At 73.3% G+C, this 15,070-nt stretch carries 13 protein-coding genes; 9 read left to right on the top strand and 4 right to left on the bottom strand.

The window, feature by feature from the left end:
• Positions 1 to 39: 39 nt before the first annotated feature.
• From FHS22_RS13235 to hisG, 3 genes are read left to right on the top strand one after another with little or no spacing between them, the layout of a single operon-like run.
• Complete coding sequence (locus FHS22_RS13235; RefSeq protein ID WP_338047736.1) at positions 40 to 2,451, top strand: glycosyl hydrolase 2 galactose-binding domain-containing protein; 2,412 nt, start codon at positions 40 to 42, stop codon at positions 2,449 to 2,451.
• Between the two features lie 36 nt (positions 2,452 to 2,487).
• The gene (locus tag FHS22_RS13230) at positions 2,488 to 2,751 is read left to right on the top strand and encodes a phosphoribosyl-ATP diphosphatase (protein WP_184941504.1); all 264 of its coding nucleotides are present in this window, start codon (positions 2,488 to 2,490) and stop codon (positions 2,749 to 2,751) included.
• A 60-nt stretch (positions 2,752 to 2,811) separates the two neighbouring features.
• Positions 2,812 to 3,657, top strand: coding sequence for an ATP phosphoribosyltransferase (hisG, locus tag FHS22_RS13225; protein WP_184941502.1), 846 nt, complete (start codon positions 2,812 to 2,814; stop codon positions 3,655 to 3,657).
• Between the two features lie 34 nt (positions 3,658 to 3,691).
• Here the strand turns inward: hisG and FHS22_RS13220 are convergent, their stop codons facing one another.
• From FHS22_RS13220 to FHS22_RS13210, 3 genes are all read right to left on the bottom strand, one after another.
• Entirely contained in the window at positions 3,692 to 4,534 is an 843-nt protein-coding gene (locus FHS22_RS13220) for a siderophore-interacting protein (RefSeq protein WP_184941501.1), read from the bottom strand.
• Between the two features lie 51 nt (positions 4,535 to 4,585).
• Positions 4,586 to 5,902: an aminotransferase class V-fold PLP-dependent enzyme gene (locus FHS22_RS13215; RefSeq protein WP_184941499.1), complete on the bottom strand. Its 1,317-nt coding sequence runs from the start codon at positions 5,900 to 5,902 to the stop codon at positions 4,586 to 4,588.
• A gap of 146 nt (positions 5,903 to 6,048) precedes the next feature.
• On the bottom strand, positions 6,049 to 7,227 hold the full coding sequence (locus FHS22_RS13210) for an EAL domain-containing protein (RefSeq protein WP_338047735.1): 1,179 nt from the start codon (positions 7,225 to 7,227) through the stop codon (positions 6,049 to 6,051).
• A gap of 148 nt (positions 7,228 to 7,375) precedes the next feature.
• Between FHS22_RS13210 and FHS22_RS13205 the strand changes: the two genes are divergently transcribed.
• The 5 genes from FHS22_RS13205 to FHS22_RS13185 all read left to right on the top strand — a co-directional run bounded on the left by FHS22_RS13205 (position 7,376) and on the right by FHS22_RS13185 (position 13,066).
• Complete coding sequence (locus FHS22_RS13205) at positions 7,376 to 8,032, top strand: acVLRF1 family peptidyl-tRNA hydrolase (RefSeq protein ID WP_184941496.1); 657 nt, start codon at positions 7,376 to 7,378, stop codon at positions 8,030 to 8,032.
• Between the two features lie 179 nt (positions 8,033 to 8,211).
• A complete protein-coding gene (locus tag FHS22_RS13200) occupies positions 8,212 to 9,810 on the top strand; it encodes an ABC-F family ATP-binding cassette domain-containing protein (protein WP_184941494.1) in 1,599 nt (532 codons plus the stop codon).
• Between the two features lie 113 nt (positions 9,811 to 9,923).
• A complete protein-coding gene (locus tag FHS22_RS13195; RefSeq protein ID WP_068924102.1) occupies positions 9,924 to 10,139 on the top strand; it encodes a helix-turn-helix domain-containing protein in 216 nt (71 codons plus the stop codon).
• A 115-nt stretch (positions 10,140 to 10,254) separates the two neighbouring features.
• Positions 10,255 to 11,073 (top strand): enoyl-CoA hydratase/isomerase family protein, encoded by an 819-nt coding sequence (locus tag FHS22_RS13190; RefSeq protein WP_377296216.1) that lies wholly within the window; start codon positions 10,255 to 10,257, stop codon positions 11,071 to 11,073.
• Between the two features lie 118 nt (positions 11,074 to 11,191).
• Complete coding sequence (locus FHS22_RS13185; protein WP_184941492.1) at positions 11,192 to 13,066, top strand: ABC transporter ATP-binding protein; 1,875 nt, start codon at positions 11,192 to 11,194, stop codon at positions 13,064 to 13,066.
• 7 nt (positions 13,067 to 13,073) lie between these two features.
• Here FHS22_RS13185 and FHS22_RS13180 read toward each other — a convergent pair whose 3' ends face one another.
• The gene (locus FHS22_RS13180) at positions 13,074 to 13,955 is read right to left on the bottom strand and encodes a sulfotransferase family protein (protein WP_184941490.1); all 882 of its coding nucleotides are present in this window, start codon (positions 13,953 to 13,955) and stop codon (positions 13,074 to 13,076) included.
• A 30-nt stretch (positions 13,956 to 13,985) separates the two neighbouring features.
• Between FHS22_RS13180 and FHS22_RS13175 the strand changes: the two genes are divergently transcribed.
• Positions 13,986 to 15,050, top strand: coding sequence for a S66 peptidase family protein (locus FHS22_RS13175; RefSeq protein WP_338047734.1), 1,065 nt, complete (start codon positions 13,986 to 13,988; stop codon positions 15,048 to 15,050).
• Positions 15,051 to 15,070 lie beyond the last annotated feature (20 nt).

Genomic DNA, 15,070 nt, shown 5'->3' with positions numbered 1-15,070 from the left:
CGCACAGTGACGTCCTCCATGACCGCTAAGGAGACCTGCGTGAGTTCGTACCGTCCGTTGCACGACGGCTGGACCCTGACCGCCGTCTCGGGGGACGCCGAGGTGGCGGGCGTCGCCGCGGCCGTGCCCGGCTGCGTGCACACCGACCTGCTCGCCGCCGGGCTCATCGCCGACCCCTACCTCGACGACAACGAGGCCCGGCTGGCCTGGATCGGCCGGACCGACTGGGTCTACGAGACCGTCTTCGACTGGTCCGGCGACGGCTTCGAGCGGACCGACCTGGTCTGCGAGGGGCTCGACACGGTCGCCACGGTGATCCTCAACGGCGTGCAGGTCGCGACCACCGCCAACCAGCACCGCTCCTACCGGTTCCCGGTACGGCACCTGCTGCGCGAGGGCGCCAACACGCTCACCGTGCGCTTCGACTCGGCCTACGCCTACGCGGAGGCGCAGCGGGCGGCGCTGGGGGACCGGCCGGGCGCCTACGCCGAGCCGTACCCGTTCATCCGGAAGATGGCCTGCAACTTCGGCTGGGACTGGGGGCCGACCCTGGTCACCGCCGGGATCTGGCGGCCGATCGGGCTGGAGTCCTGGAGCGGCGCCCGGCTGGCCGAGGTGCGCCCGCTGGTGACGATGGAGGGAGCCGACGGCCGGGTGCGGGTGCACGTCCGGGTGGAGCGCACCGCCGAGGGGCCGCTCACGGTGGACGCCGCCGTCGCGGGCGTGACCGCGCAGGCGCGGCTGGAGGACGGGCAGTGCGAGGCGGTGCTGGAGCTGGCCGTGCCGGAGCCGGAGCCGTGGTGGCCGCGCGGGTACGGCGCGCAGCCGCTGCACGAGCTGACCGTGTCCCTGGACGGGCGGCGGTGGAGCGCGAAGGTCGGGTTCCGCACGGTCGAGCTGGAGCGCGACGGCGGAGCCTTCACCCTGGCCGTCAACGGTGTGCCGGTGTTCGTGCGCGGCGTCAACTGGATCCCCGACGACTGCTTCCCGGCCCGGGTCACCCGCGAGCGGCTGGCCGAGCGGTTCGCCCGGGCAGCGGAGGCGAACGTCAACCTGCTGCGGGTGTGGGGCGGCGGCCTGTACGAGAGCGGGGACTTCTACGACCTCGCCGACGAGCTGGGCCTGCTGGTCTGGCAGGACTTCCCCTTCGCCTGCGCGGCCTATCCGGAGGAGGAGCCGCTGCGCTCGGAGGTGGAGGCCGAGGCGCGCCAGAACGTGGCCCGGCTGGCGCACCGGGCGAGCCTGGTGCTGTGGTGCGGCAACAACGAGAACATCGAGGGCCACGCCGACTGGGGCTGGCAGGAGAAGCTGGCCGGGCGGAGCTGGGGGGCCGGCTTCTACCACGACCTGCTGCCGAAGGTCGTGGCCGAGCTGGATTCCACCCGCCCCTACTGGCCGGGCAGCCCCTACTCCGGCGCCCCGGATCTGCCGCCCAACGACCCGGCCCGCGGCACCGTGCACATCTGGGACGTGTGGAACCGCGAGGACTACACCCGCTACGGCGCCTACACGCCCCGGTTCGTGGCCGAGTTCGGCTTCCAGGGGCCGCCGGCGTACGCCACGCTGCGCCGCGCGGTCAGCGGGGAGCTGGCGGCCGACGCCCCGCTGGTGCTGCACCACCAGAAGGCGATCGACGGCGGCGCCAAGCTGCTGCGCGGGCTGGGCGAGCACCTGCCGCAGCCGCAGGGCTTCGACGACTGGCACTACCTGACGCAGCTCAACCAGGCCCGCGCGGTGGCCTTCGGCATCGAGCGCTTCCGCGCGCTGGCGCCGCACTGCATGGGGACGGTCGTCTGGCAGCTCAACGACTGCTGGCCGGTCGTCTCCTGGGCGGCGGTCGACGGCGACGGGCGGCGCAAGCCGCTGTGGTACGCGCTGCGCCGCGTCTACGCCGACCGCCTGCTCACCGTCCAGGACGGCGCGGTCGCGGTGGTCAACGACAGCGCCGAGCCGTGGACCGGTGAACTCTCCCTGGTGCGGCACTCCCTCACCGGAAAGCCGCTGGCCCGCGCCTCGGCCGCCGTGGAGGCGGCCCCGCGGTCGGTGGAACTGGTGCCGCTGCCGGACTCCGTGGCCGTGCCCGGGGACCCGGCCGCCGAGCTGCTGGCCGTACGGCTGGGCGGGACGCGGATCGTGCGCTTCTTCGCGGAGGACCCGCGGGTGGCCTTCCCGCCGGCCGCCTACGACGCCGAGACGGCCCCGGTCCCGGGCGGCCTGGAGGTGACCGTCACCGCCCGTACCGTCCTGCGCGACCTGTGCCTGTTCCCCGACCGCCTCGACCCCGCCTCGACCGTGGACGACATGCTCCTCACCCTCCTGCCCGGCGAGACCGCCACCCTGCGCGTGACCGGCTCCCCCGACCCGGAGGCGCTCGTCGGACACCCGGTGCTGCGCGTCGTGAACGGTCCCACTGTGTGGACCGGCGCACGTGGCAGGGCCAGGGGCCGTTAGGCTGGGCGGGCACATCCACCGAGGCCGAGAGAGATCATGAAGACCTTCGAAGAGCTGTTCGCCGAGCTGTCCGACAAGGCGCGCACCCGGCCCGAGGGGTCGGGGACCGTGGCCGCGCTGGACGCCGGGGTCCATGCCATCGGCAAGAAGGTCGTGGAGGAGGCCGCCGAGAGCTGGATGGCGGCCGAGCACGAGTCCGACGAGCGGGCCGCCGAGGAGATCTCCCAGCTCCTCTACCACGTGCAGGTCCTCATGATCGCCAAGGGGATCGGCCTGGAAGACGTCTACAAGCATCTGTGAGCCGGTAGGCCCGGCCTCCCGTCTCACAGATCAGACACTTCCCGACAAGGAACCCCCGCCATGCTGCGTCTCGCCGTCCCCAACAAGGGGGCCCTCGCCGAGGGCGCCCAGACGATCCTCAAGGAAGCCGGGTACCGCCCGCGCAGGGACAGCAAGGAGCTCGTGGTCGTCGACCCCGACAACTCCTGCGAGCTGTTCTTCCTGCGGCCCAAGGACATCGCCGTCTACGTCGGCGAGGGCACCCTGGACGCCGGGATCACCGGCCGCGACATGCTCCACGACTCGGGCGCCCGGGTCGAGGAGGTCCTGCCGCTCGGCTTCGGCCGCTCCACCTTCCGCTTCGCCGCCCCGCCGGACGGCTTCGCCTCCGTCGCCGACCTGAAGGGCAGGCGGATCGCCACCGCCTACGCCGGGCTGCTGGAGGGCTACCTCGCCGAGCAGGGCGTCGACGCCCGGGTGATCAAGCTGGACGGCGCGGTCGAGACCGCCATCCGGCTGGGCGTGGCCGACGCGGTCGCCGACGTCGTGGAGACCGGGACCACCCTGCGCAACATGGGCCTGCAGGTGTTCGGCGAGCCGATCGCCCGTTCCGAGGCGGTGCTGATCAGGCCGGTGGGCGCCGCGGAGGACCAGGGGGTCGGGCAGCTCGTCCGCCGCCTGCAGGGCGTGCTGGTGGCCCGCGACTACGTGATGATCGACTACGACATCCGGGCCGAGCGGATCGAGGAGGCCATCGCGCTCACGCCGGGCATGGAGGGACCCACGGTCTCCCCGCTGCACCGGGAGGGCTGGGTCGCCGTGCGGGCCATGGTGCCGCGCAAGGGCCACCAGCAGGTCATGGACCAGCTCTGGGAGATCGGCGCCAAGGCGATCCTCGTCACCGCCATCTACGCCGCCCGGCTGTGACGCCGTCCCGGGCGGCGCGGCCCGCACGCCGGGGTCAGGAGGGAAGGGCGGCGGCCTCCTCCTCCTCGATCTGCTTGTTCCACTCGCGCTTGGAGGACTGCCAGCCGTCCTCGTCGCGGCCGAGCCGCCAGTAGCCGGAGATGGACAGCTGGGAGAGCGGGACGCCGCGCTCGGTGCGCAGGTGGCGGCGGAGCTCCCTGACGAAGTTCGCCTCGCCGTGGACGAAGGCGTGCAGCGTGCCTTCGGGGAACTCGAGCTCGCGCACCGCGGAGACCAGCGCCTCGCCGACCGGGGCGTCGCCGCGGTGCAGCCAGACGAGCTTCACGTCGCCGGGGGAGTCCAGCCGCTGCTCCTCCTCGGGACCGGCGACCTCGACGAAGACGTGGGCGGGGGCGCCGGAGGGCAGGCGCTCCAGGGACGCGGCGATGGCGGGCAGCGCGCTCTCGTCGCCCACGAGCAGGTGCCAGCCGGCGTCCGCGGAGGGTGCGTAGGCGCCGCCGGGGCCGAAGAACCAGATCTCGTCACCCGGCCGGACCCGGGCGGCCCACGGCCCGGCCAGGCCGCTCTCGCCGTGGTGGACGAAGTCGAGTGTCAGCTCGACCGCCTCGGGGTCCCAGGCGCGGACCGTGTAGGTCCGGGTGGTGGGCCACTGCTCGCGGGGCAGGTCGCGCTGGATCGCCTCCATGTCGAAAGGGGAGGGGTAGGTCACCCCCTCGGGGGCGAACAGGAGCTTCACGTAGTGGTCGGTGAACTCGCCCGCGCCGAAGCCGCGGAGCCCCTCGCCGCCGAGCACCACCCGGATCATGTGCGGGGTGAGCCGCTCGGTGCGGAGCACCTCGCCGCGGGTCGCCTTCCGGGCCGGCCTGCCCTCTGCCATATGCCACTCCCCGAGGTATCAACTTAGGTATGCCTAAGTTGTAGCATACGGTCATTCGAGCGTTGCGACCGCCTTCACCGCGCGGTCGACCTCCTCGGGCGTGGTGACGATGCCGGGGCCGAAGCGCAGGTAGGCCTCCCGGTACGGCGTGACGCCGGCGATGATCCGGTGCCTCTCCCGCAGGCGGAGCACGGCCAGGTCCGCCTCGACGCCGACGACCGCGCAGCAGACCAGCCCGGCCGAGAGGCCGGGGTCCCGGGGTGTGATCAGGCGGACGTTCCGGAGCCCGGCGAGCCCTTCCTTGAGCCGGGCGGCCTGCTCGGCGATCCGCGCGGCGACCCGGTCCTTGCCGATCGCCCGGTGGAAGGCGAAGGCCTCGCCGAGCGCCCAGCGGTGCTCGAAGCTGTGGTAGCCGCCCGGCGTGCCGAGGACGCCGCCGGGGCCGGACGGTTCGTGCCCGCCGATCCACCCGGCGAAGGCGGGCAGGGAGAAGCTGGGGACGACGGGCCGCAGGGCGTCCCAGGCGCGGCCCCACAGGACGCCGGTGCCGCGCGGGCCGTACAGCCACTTGTGGGTGCCGCTGGCCAGGAAGTCGCAGTCCAGGTCGGCCACCCCGTCGGCCAGCGCCCCGAACCCGTGCACGCCGTCCACGCAGAGCAGCGCGCGGTCCTCCTCGTCCCTGCCGGCGTTGGCCTCCGCGATCATGCGGGCGATCTCCCGGACCGGCAGGCGCACCCCGGTGCCGGAGTGCACCCAGGTGACGGCGACCACCCGGGTCCTGGGGCGCAGGGCGTCCTTGAGCCGGGAGACGATCCCGTCGGCCGAGGCGGCGGCGGGGTCGTCGTACAGGCGGGCCCGGCGGACCTCCGCCCCGGTGCGCCCGGCGAGCAGCCGCAGGCTCTCGTGGGTGGCGTAGAAGTCGTGCTCGGTGGTGAGCACGTCCTGGCCGGCAAGCAGGCGCAGGCCGCCGTAGAGCAGGCCCAGGCCCATGGTGGTGCTGTCGGTGAGCGCCACGTCGTCCGCCCGGCCCCCGAGGTAGGCCGCGGCGGCCTCGCGCACCGCCTGCTCGCGGTCCGGTCCGTCCAGGTAGGCGGCGGTGTCGGTGTCCAGGCGGCGCCGGTGCTCCTCGACGGCCCGCCGCACCGGGGCGGGATGGGAGGCGAGCACGTAGGCGGCGAACTGCGCGTGCGCCGGGTCGAGGGCGAACTGGGCGCGCACCGACTCCCAGCTCGCCGGGTCGAACGGCGGTGCGGAGCCGGCGGGCGGCGTCCCGCCGGAGGTGCATCCGGCCAGCGCAGCCCCGGCCCCGGCGGCCAGGCCCGCGCCGAGCAGGGCCCTGCGCCCCATCGAGGGGTCGTGCTCCCGCATCGTGGCAACCCCCTGCCGCTCGCCGGCGCCTCGCGCCGTGTCCTGGCCCTTTCCTACCGTGATCGCGGGGGGACTGCCAAGGGCGGCGGCCGACCGGCCGCCACGGAATGAATCTACAATGTAAAGGCGAGGGGTGGGCGCCCCGCTCAGCGCTGCATGCCCGCCACCTGGCGGATCAGGTCGGAGACGCGGACGATGCCCATGCAGCGCCCGACCTCGTCGGTGACCACCAGGTCGTCGTAGACGCGCTCGGCGTCGCGGCCGGCGACCTGCATGGCGGCGATGGCGGGCGTGGTCTTGGGGACCGCGCGCACGGTGTCGGCCAGCCGGACGGCGGGCTTCTTGCCGTGCAGGGCGTGGCCGAAGCGGCTGGCGATGGAGAGCAGGAAGCGGCTGCGGTCCAGGCTGCCCTTGGGCCGCTGGTACTCGTCCACCAGGATCACGCTGGTGATGGAGGGCTCGCTGCTGAAGATCTCCACGGCGTCCTCGGAGGTGGCCTCCTCCGGGAGGGTCACCGCGGGCAGCAGGAACTCCTGGACGCGCGGGCCGAGCAGGAGCTGCACCGGCTCGGGCTTGACGGCCGGCAGCGGCACGTGGATGCGCCCGGACGGGCCGGGGGCCAGCAGCGGGCCCTGCGCCAGCCGTACCCCCCAGGAGCGGACCGCCGCGAGCTGCGCCTCATCGGTCAGGCCGGGGGCGAGCACGTGGGCGCCGACGTTCCTGGCGAGGGCGGCCAGGGACTCGGCCAGCGCCGCGCGCCGCGGGTCGCGCGCGACCCGCGCCATGAGCCGGGGGGAGAGCACCGCCAGGTACGGCGCGGCGTCGGTGAGCAGGTCCGGCGGGACGTGCGCGGTGCCCAGGTCGCCCACGGCGATCAGGTATCCGATGGCGCGCAGGCCGTCGAGCCCGACGACCAGGGCCCGCCGGTCGGCCTCGGAGAACCCGCCCCGGAGCGTGAGGATGATCTCGCGGGGCCGCCGCCCGGACAGGCGCAGGGCTTCGTGGAGCGGGGCCAGCGCGGCCGAGCCGCTGATCACCGCCGCCGTGGGCAGGGCGAGCACGAGGGGGAGCCGGGCCTCGCTCCTGGAGACGTCGAGGACCGTCCTGGCGAGGGCGACGACGTCTCCGTGGCCTGAGCCGCCGTCCCCCAGGTCGCCGCCGACCGCCTGCAGCGCGATGACGCCGCCCGTGTCGAGGTCGACGATCGGCGTGACGCCCGTGATCCCGACCGGAGGGGCCGCTGCGGTGGCCCCGGGGGTCGCGGCGGTCGTCGCCGTGGCCGCCGCCGAGGTGGCCGGCGGGAGGAGCTGTGTATTGGTCGACACGCTCAGAGGATGGAACATTCCTCTTCCGCCGCATAAGTACCGTTCATCGTTGTTCACCGACAATTCTCCATCTGTTGGATGGGGAATGCGGAAGCGGTCACGGAGCCCGCGGGAGGCGGGGGAGCGCCGGGCCGGTAGGGTCCGGGACATGACGTCACGACCGGCCGCCGGGGGAGGACGCTGGGTCTCGGTGGGGCCGGAGCGGCTCGGCCGCTGGATCGACGGCTTCGCCGAACGGCACGGCCCGATCGCCGTGACCGCCTCGGAGGAGGCCGTGCGGATCGAGGGCGCCGACGGGGCGGTGGCCGAGTGCCTGGTGCCCTTCCCGCCGCTGACCGCCGAGGGGGGCGGGCCGCTGGCCAGGCTGACCACCCACGCGCGCAGAGAGCGCCGGATCGGCGTGCTGCTGGTACGGCTCGGCGGCCACGCGGCCGGGATCTTCCAGGGTGACGAGCTGGTCTCCTCCAAGGTCGGCTCGCGGCAGGTGCACGGCCGCAGCGCCGCGGGAGGCTGGTCGCAGCGGCGCTTCGCCCGGCGCAGGGAGAAGCAGGTGGACCAGGCGCACGACGCGGCCGCCGAGGTGGCGCTGCGGATCCTCGGCCCGCACGTGGCCGGGCTGGAGGCGGTGGTCCTCGGCGGCGACCGGCGCGCGGTGGACGCGCTGCGGGCCGACCGCAGGCTCGCTCCGGTCTTCGCGCTGGAGGCCGGGCCCTTCCTGGCGGTCCCCGACCCCAGGCACGCGGTGCTCGCCGGGACCCCCGCCCAGTTCCGCGCGGTCAGGATCAGGGTCGTCGACCCCGGCTGAAAACGAGGGGAAGAGGGGTGCCGGCGCGCCGTACACTGATCGGTATGCACGCTCCCGATTGACGCCGCCCGCGCTTGATGCGGGACGGCCGGGCCGAGAGCCGGGGGACACCGGGCGCGGCGGGTCCGGTCGCAGTGACGTACGCCGGTGTATCTCCAGTCTGGGAGTGTTCTCCAACCATGATCGTGGCTTCTGGCATCGAACTGCGCGCCGGGGCGCGCCTGCTCATCGAGGGCGCGTCGTTCCGGGTGAACCCCGGTGACAAGATCGGGCTCGTCGGGCGCAACGGCGCGGGCAAGACCACGCTGACCCGGGTGCTGGCGGGCGAGGGCATCCCCGCCGCCGGCACGGTCGCCATCACCGGCTCGGTGGGCTACCTGCCGCAGGACCCGCGCACCGGCGACCTGCAGGTGATCGCCCGCGACCGTATCCTGTCCGCGCGCGGGCTGGACGAGGTGCTGCGCGAGCTGCGCGAGGCCGAGCTCGGCATGTCCTCGGCGGACGAGCGCACCCGGGACCGCGCGGTGCGCGCCTACGGGCGGCTGGAGGACCGGCTGCACGTGCTGGGCGGGTACGCGGCGGAGTCGGAGGCGGCCTCGATCGCCTCCAGCCTCGGCCTGCCCGACCGGGTGCTGGTCCAGCCGCTGGAGACCCTCTCGGGAGGCCAGCGCAGGCGGGTGGAGCTGGCCCGGATCCTGTTCAGCGGGGCCGAGACTCTCCTGCTCGACGAGCCCACAAACCACCTGGATGCGGACTCGATCGGCTGGCTCCGCGACTTTTTGCGATCACATCAAGGTGGCTTGATCATTATCAGCCACGACGTGGGCCTCCTTGAAGCGACGGTAAACAGGGTCCTGCACCTGGACGCCAACCGCGCGGTGATCGACACCTACAACGTCGGCTGGAAGGCCTACCTGGCGCAGCGGGAGACCGACGAGAAGCGCCGCAAGCGCGAGCGCGCCAACGCCGAGAAGCAGGCCTCGGCGCTGATGGCGCAGGCCGACAAGATGCGGGCCAAGGCCACCAAGGCCAAGGCCGCGCAGGACATGCAGCGCCGCGCCGAGCGGCTGCTGTCCGGGCTCGAGGTGGAGCGGCGCAGCGACAGGGTCGCCAAGCTGCGCTTCCCCGAGCCCGCGCCCTGCGGGCGCACCCCGATCTCGGCGACGGACCTGTCGAAGTCGTACGGCTCGCTGGAGGTCTTCACCGACGTCAACGCGGCCGTGGACAAGGGCTCCAGGGTCGTCATCCTGGGCCTGAACGGCGCCGGCAAGACCACGCTGCTGCGCATCCTCGGAGGCATCGAGAAGCCCGACACCGGCGAGGTCAGGCCCGGGCACGGCCTCAAGCTGGGCTACTACGCCCAGGAGCACGAGACGATCGACCCGGAGCGCACCGTGCTGGAGAACATGCGCTCGGCCGGGGGCGAGCTGGCCGACGTCGAGCTGCGCAAGGTGCTGGGCTCGTTCCTGTTCACCGGCGACGACGTGGACAAGCCCGCGGGCGTGCTCTCCGGCGGGGAGAAGACGCGGCTGGCCCTGGCCACGCTCGTGCTCTCGGCGGCCAACGTCCTGCTGCTCGACGAGCCCACGAACAACCTCGATCCGGCGAGCCGGGAGCAGGTGCTTTCGGCCCTAAGGTCCTATTCTGGGGCGATTGTTCTCGTTACGCACGATGAGGGTGCTGTGGACGCCCTGCAGCCCGATAGGGTGATCTTGCTGCCTGACGGAGTTGAAGACGCGTGGAGCGACGAATTTTCCGATCTTGTGGCACTTGCCTGATCTTATTTTGAGCGGGTACGGATCTTTTCCCTGGGAGTAGGTAGCCGATCCCGCAGAAATGACTGATCATGGCGGAGTAACGCTGCGGAAGTCTGGCACTACAGGAGGTACTCGTGGCCGAGACTCTTAAGAAGGGCACCCGGGTGACCGGGGCCGACCGTGAAAAACTGGCCGCCGATCTCAAGAAGCGCTACAGCTCGGGTGAGAGCATCCGGGCGCTCGCCGCTTCGACCGGCCGGTCGTACGGGTTCATCCACCGCATCCTGAGCGAGTCCGGCGTGACTCTGCGCGGGCGCGGCGGCGCCACCCGGGGCAAGTCCAAGCGCTGACCCGCCTCGGAACGCGCGACCGCAGCCGCTCGTCCACAGCCGGCCGTCCGCCCGGGTCTGTAGAACCTCATTCTGGAGAGTTCGGTAGGCTCGGGCGGAACGGACGGCGACCTGTATGGGAGAACGAGCGATGGTGGACGTGGCCCCTGGGGGGAGTGCGGAGGAGGTCTCCCTCGCGGAGATCGGCCTGCGCTACGAGGTGGACGGCGAGATCGCGACGATCACGCTGGACCGGCCGGACAAGCGGAACGCGCAGACGTTCGCCACCTGGTCGGCACTGGCCCAGATCGGTGAGAACCTGCCGCAGCAGGTGAGAGTCGTCGTGGTCCGAGGTGAGGGGCCGTCCTTCTCGGCGGGCATCGACCTGCGCATGTTCACCCCCGAAGGGGTCCCCGGTCAGGGTTCGTTCTCGAGCACCGCCACGCTCGGCGGCGCGGCGTTCGACGAGCGGATCGCGCAGGCCCAGAAGGGGTTCCTGTGGCTGCGGCGCCCGGACATCGTCTCGGTCGCGGCCGTTCAGGGGCACGCCGTCGGCGCGGGCTTCCAGCTGGCGCTCGCCTGCGACCTGAGGGTCCTGGCGGACGACGCCAAGCTGTGCATGAAGGAGCCCGCGCTCGGCCTGGTCCCCGACCTGACGGGGACCAAGCCGCTGGTCGACCTGGTCGGCCTGTCCCGTGCCGTGGAGATCTGCCTCACGGCGCGGGTCGTGGGGGCGCAGGAGGCGGCCAGGATCGGCCTCGCCGAGCTGGTGGTCGCCCCCGGAGAGCTGATGCAGGCCGTACGCGACCTGGCGGACGCCCTGCTGGCGACCAACAGGGACGCCGCGACGGCGACCAAGCGGCTGCTCCAGGGCGCCCAGGGGCGGACGCTGGAGGAGCAGTGCGCGGCCGAGCGCCAGGAGCAGATGGCGCGGATCAGGTCGCTCTTCGGCTGATCCGCGCTGCGCGGGCACGGGCCGTGCCCGCGCAGGACGCCGCACGGTCCTGTTCGCCCGGAGCTGACGGGGGAATCCCGTAGCCTCTTGCGGTGCTCGCACCGGGAGAGGAGGCCTGATGGCGATGATGGGAGGGGGCTTCGGCCCCCAGGCGATGCGCTCGCTGCGGCGTGACAGTTCCGTTACCAAGGAGCGCCTCGCGCCGGGCACGGTCCGGCGCATCGCCCGGTACGCGCGTCCCTTCTCCCGGCAGATCGCCGCCTTCCTCGCGCTCGTCGTGCTGGGCTCGGTCATCGTGATCGCCAACCCCCTGCTGATGAAGGCGATCATCGACGACGGCATCATCGGGAAGGACGCCGGCCTCGTCGTCCGGCTCGCCCTGGCCATCGCCGCGCTCGCGGTCGTGGACGCCGGGCTCGGGCTGGCCCAGCGCTGGTTCTCCGCCCGCGTCGGCGAGGGCCTGATCTACAACCTGCGCACCGAGGTCTTCGACCACGTGCAGCGCATGCCCGTCGCGTTCTTCATGCGGACCCAGACCGGCGCCCTGGTCTCCCGGCTGAACACCGATGTGATCGGCGCGCAGCGGGCGCTGACCAGCACGCTCTCGTCGGTCGTGTCCAACGTGGTCATGCTGGTGCTGGTGCTCGGCGCGATGATCGCGCTCTCCTGGCAGATCACCGCCGTCGCCCTCGTGCTGCTGCCGATCTTCATCTTCCCCGCCAAGTGGGTCGGGCGGAAGATGTCCGGGCTCACCCGCGAGCAGATGGAGCTCGACGCCGAGATGAGCTCCATGATGACCGAGCGGTTCAACGTCGCCGGCGCCATGGTCGCCAAGCTGTACGGCCGGCCCGACGAGGAGGCGGCCGTCTTCGGGGGCCGGGCCGGGCGGGTCAGGGACGTCGGCGTCACCGTCGGCATGTACGGAACGGTGTTCCGGGTCGCCCTCGGCCTGGTCGCCTCACTCGCCACCGCCCTGGTGTACGGCGCCGGCGGCGTGCTGGCCGTGAACGGCGCCTTCGAGGTCGGCACCCTGGTCGCGCTCGCCGCACTCCTGATGCGCCTGTACGGCCCGCTGACGAGCCTGTCCAACGTGCACGTGGACGTGATGACCGCGCTGGTCAGCTTCGACCGGGTCTTCGAGGTGCTCGACCTGAAGCCGATGGTCGCCGAGAAGGCCGGTGCGCGGCCCGTCCCGGCGGGGCCCGCGACGGTCGAGTTCGACGATGTGTCCTTCCGCTACCCGGCCGCCTCCGAGGTCTCGCTGGCCTCGCTGGAGGCGGTGGCCAGGCCCGACACGGGCCAGAGCCACGAGGTGCTGCGCGGGATCGGCTTCACCGCCCGCCCCGGCGAGCTCGTCGCGCTGGTCGGCCCCTCGGGCGCGGGCAAGACGACCATCACCTCGCTGGTCTCGCGGCTGTACGACGTCAACGACGGCGCGGTCCGGATCAACGGCCTGGACGTGCGTGAGGCCACCCTCGGCTCGCTGCGCGAGACCGTGGGCGTCGTCATGCAGGACGCGCACCTGTTCCACGACACCATCGGGGCCAACCTGCGCTACGCCCGGCCGGGCGCGAGCGAGGAGGAGATCTGGGAGGCGCTGCGCGCCGCGCAGATCGCCGAGCTGGTCGAGTCCCTGCCGGAGGGCCTGGAGACCGTGGTGGGCGACCGGGGCTACCGGCTGTCCGGCGGTGAGAAGCAGCGCCTGGCCCTGGCCAGGCTGCTGCTCAAGGCGCCCCGGGTGGTGGTGCTCGACGAGGCCACCGCGCATCTGGACTCGGAGGCGGAGGCCGCGGTGCAGCGGGCGCTGAAGACTGCGCTGGCCGGGCGGACCTCACTGGTCATCGCGCACCGGCTGTCCACCATCCGCGAGGCCGACCAGATCCTGGTGGTCTCGGGCGGCCGGATCGTCGAGCGCGGCCGCCACGAGGAACTGCTGGCCAAGGGCGCCGTCTACGCCGAGCTCTACCGCACCCAGTTCAGCCGCGGGAACTGACCGCCGGTCACCGGTAGCCCAGGCGGGCGAGCTCCTGCCGGGCCACCTTCTCCACCAGCGCGGCGTCCTCGGAGCGCAGCCGGGTGCGCCAGGCGCCGACCTTCGGGGCGCTCCTGCCGTACAGGCCGATCCTGGACACGCGGGTCTCGAGGAAGCGGGACAGGGCGTCCGCCGTCTCGCCCGGGGAGGCCGCCACGTCCTCGTAGCGCAGGGTCAGCAACTGCTCGGCGGGCAGTTCCCGGCGGAGCTCGGCCGAGAGCCGCACGGCGCCGCGCCAGCGCAGCGCGCACTTGCCGGCCGTGGACATCGCCTTCCACCGGTCGACGTTCTCGGCGGAGTTGACGCCGAGGAAGGCGTTGGGGAACTCGGCCTCGTCGCTCAGCATGGCCGGCCTGAACCACGACAGGGCCGCCGGATCGGTCAGCATGTCGGCGGCCACGTCGCGGCCGTCCCGGATGAGCTGGACGAACCGGGCGTCCGGGAAGGCCTGGAGCAGCACCGGGGCGCTGTAGAGCAGGTCGGGGCTGGCGTCGCCGAAGCGGGCGACGGTGTCGGGGGCGGCGCACGGGCCCGTGCCCGTCACGCCGCCCGCCTCCCGGCACGGCTCCGGGCACTCGCGGCAGGCGCCCGGCAGGATCTGCCAGGACTCGGCCATGGCGTCGCGGAGCACGCGGGTGGCCCCCAGGCCGCGCCGGGTGATGGAGGGGCGGCGGGCGAAGGCGTGCACGACATGGGCCACGGCCGCACGGCCCATGGTGACGTGGAAGCCGGGAGAGCGTTTGAGGGCGCGGGCAAGCAGGTCCGCGCCGGAGTGCGGGGCGGCGAGCACGAAGACCGGCCGGCGGACCTTGATGCCGTTGACCACGAGGATGTGGGTCGGAGGTCGCATATCTGACCCCAGTGTGGCACCGTTTCCCGGGTGAACGAACCGGCCGCGCCCATCCAGGCCAGGACGGCGGCGGCGGGCGCCGGACTCGCGCGGGGTCCCGGCACCGCGGCCACCGCGCTCGCCCCGGGCGGAGCGCCCCTGCGGGGCTCCGGCGCCGCACCCGCCCAGGGCTCCGGCGGAGCGGCCGTCCCGCCCGCGCTGCGCCCCGGCGACACGGTCGCGGTGGTGGCCCCCTGCGGGCCGCCCGACCCCGTACGGCTGGCGCGCGGCGTCCAGGTGCTGCGAGGGCTCGGGCTGAAGGTCGTCACCGGCGCCCACGTGCTGGACCGCGACCGCTATCTGGCCGGGTCCGACGCCGCCCGCGCGGCCGACCTGCAGGACGCCTGGTGCGACCCGGCGGTGGCGGCCGTGCTGTGCGCGCGGGGCGGCTACGGCGCGACCCGGATCCTGGACCTGGTCGACTGGGACGCCATGCGGGCGGCCGGGCCGAAGACCCTGGCCGGATCCAGCGACGTCACCGCCCTGCACCGGGCGTTCGCCGTCGAGCTCGGCGTCGTGACGTGGTTCGGCCCCATGCCGGCCTGCGCCACGATCAGCGACCCCGGCGGGCCCGAGCCCCGCACCTTCGAGCACCTCACCGCGGCCCTGTTCGCCGAGGCCCCGCCCGTCGCCGGTGACCGGGTCATCGCCCGGGGCGGCGGCGACCCGGTCGCGGCCCCCATCACGGGGGGCAACCTGTCGCTGCTGGCGGCGCTGTGCGGCACGCCGTACCAGATGGACGCCCGGGGGCGGATCGTGCTGCTGGAGGACGTCTGCGAGGCGCCCTACCGGATCGACCGCATGCTCACCCAGCTGCTCCACGCGGGTTCGCTGGACGGGGCGGCGGGGTTCGCGCTCGGTTCGTGGGTGGAGTGCGGAGACCCCTACCCGGTGCTGGAGGAGCGGCTCGCGCCGCTCGGCGTGCCGGTGATCGCCGGTCTGCCGGTCGGGCATGGGATGCCCCAGTTCAGCCTGCCGTTAGGGGCACTTGGTGCTATTGATGCGGAATCGTGCTCTCTGACCTGGTCAATCCGTACTTCCGAGGGGGCAGTCTAGAAAAGGGAGAAAACCGGCAG

Source organism: Thiemannella venezuelensis (assembly GCF_014203605.1).
GTDB lineage: Bacteria > Actinomycetota > Actinomycetes > Streptosporangiales > Streptosporangiaceae > Planomonospora_A > Planomonospora_A venezuelensis.
Note: the sequence above shows the minus strand (reverse complement) of the source record. Positions and strands in the feature narration are given on the sequence as shown.

What these genes read in the sequence shown, in the direction of transcription:
- FHS22_RS13215 (WP_184941499.1), bottom strand. Translation starts at nt 5,902, where the DNA reads ATGCGGGAGCACGACCCCTCGATGGGGCGCAGGGCCCTGCTCGGCGCG.
- FHS22_RS13190 (WP_377296216.1), top strand. Translation starts at nt 10,255, where the DNA reads ATGGGAGAACGAGCGATGGTGGACGTGGCCCCTGGGGGGAGTGCGGAG.
- FHS22_RS13185 (WP_184941492.1), top strand. Translation starts at nt 11,192, where the DNA reads ATGGCGATGATGGGAGGGGGCTTCGGCCCCCAGGCGATGCGCTCGCTG.
- FHS22_RS13230 (WP_184941504.1), top strand. Translation starts at nt 2,488, where the DNA reads ATGAAGACCTTCGAAGAGCTGTTCGCCGAGCTGTCCGACAAGGCGCGC.
- FHS22_RS13200 (WP_184941494.1), top strand. Translation starts at nt 8,212, where the DNA reads ATGATCGTGGCTTCTGGCATCGAACTGCGCGCCGGGGCGCGCCTGCTC.
- FHS22_RS13205 (WP_184941496.1), top strand. Translation starts at nt 7,376, where the DNA reads ATGACGTCACGACCGGCCGCCGGGGGAGGACGCTGGGTCTCGGTGGGG.
- FHS22_RS13220 (WP_184941501.1), bottom strand. Translation starts at nt 4,534, where the DNA reads ATGGCAGAGGGCAGGCCGGCCCGGAAGGCGACCCGCGGCGAGGTGCTC.
- FHS22_RS13180 (WP_184941490.1), bottom strand. Translation starts at nt 13,955, where the DNA reads ATGCGACCTCCGACCCACATCCTCGTGGTCAACGGCATCAAGGTCCGC.
- hisG (WP_184941502.1), top strand. Translation starts at nt 2,812, where the DNA reads ATGCTGCGTCTCGCCGTCCCCAACAAGGGGGCCCTCGCCGAGGGCGCC.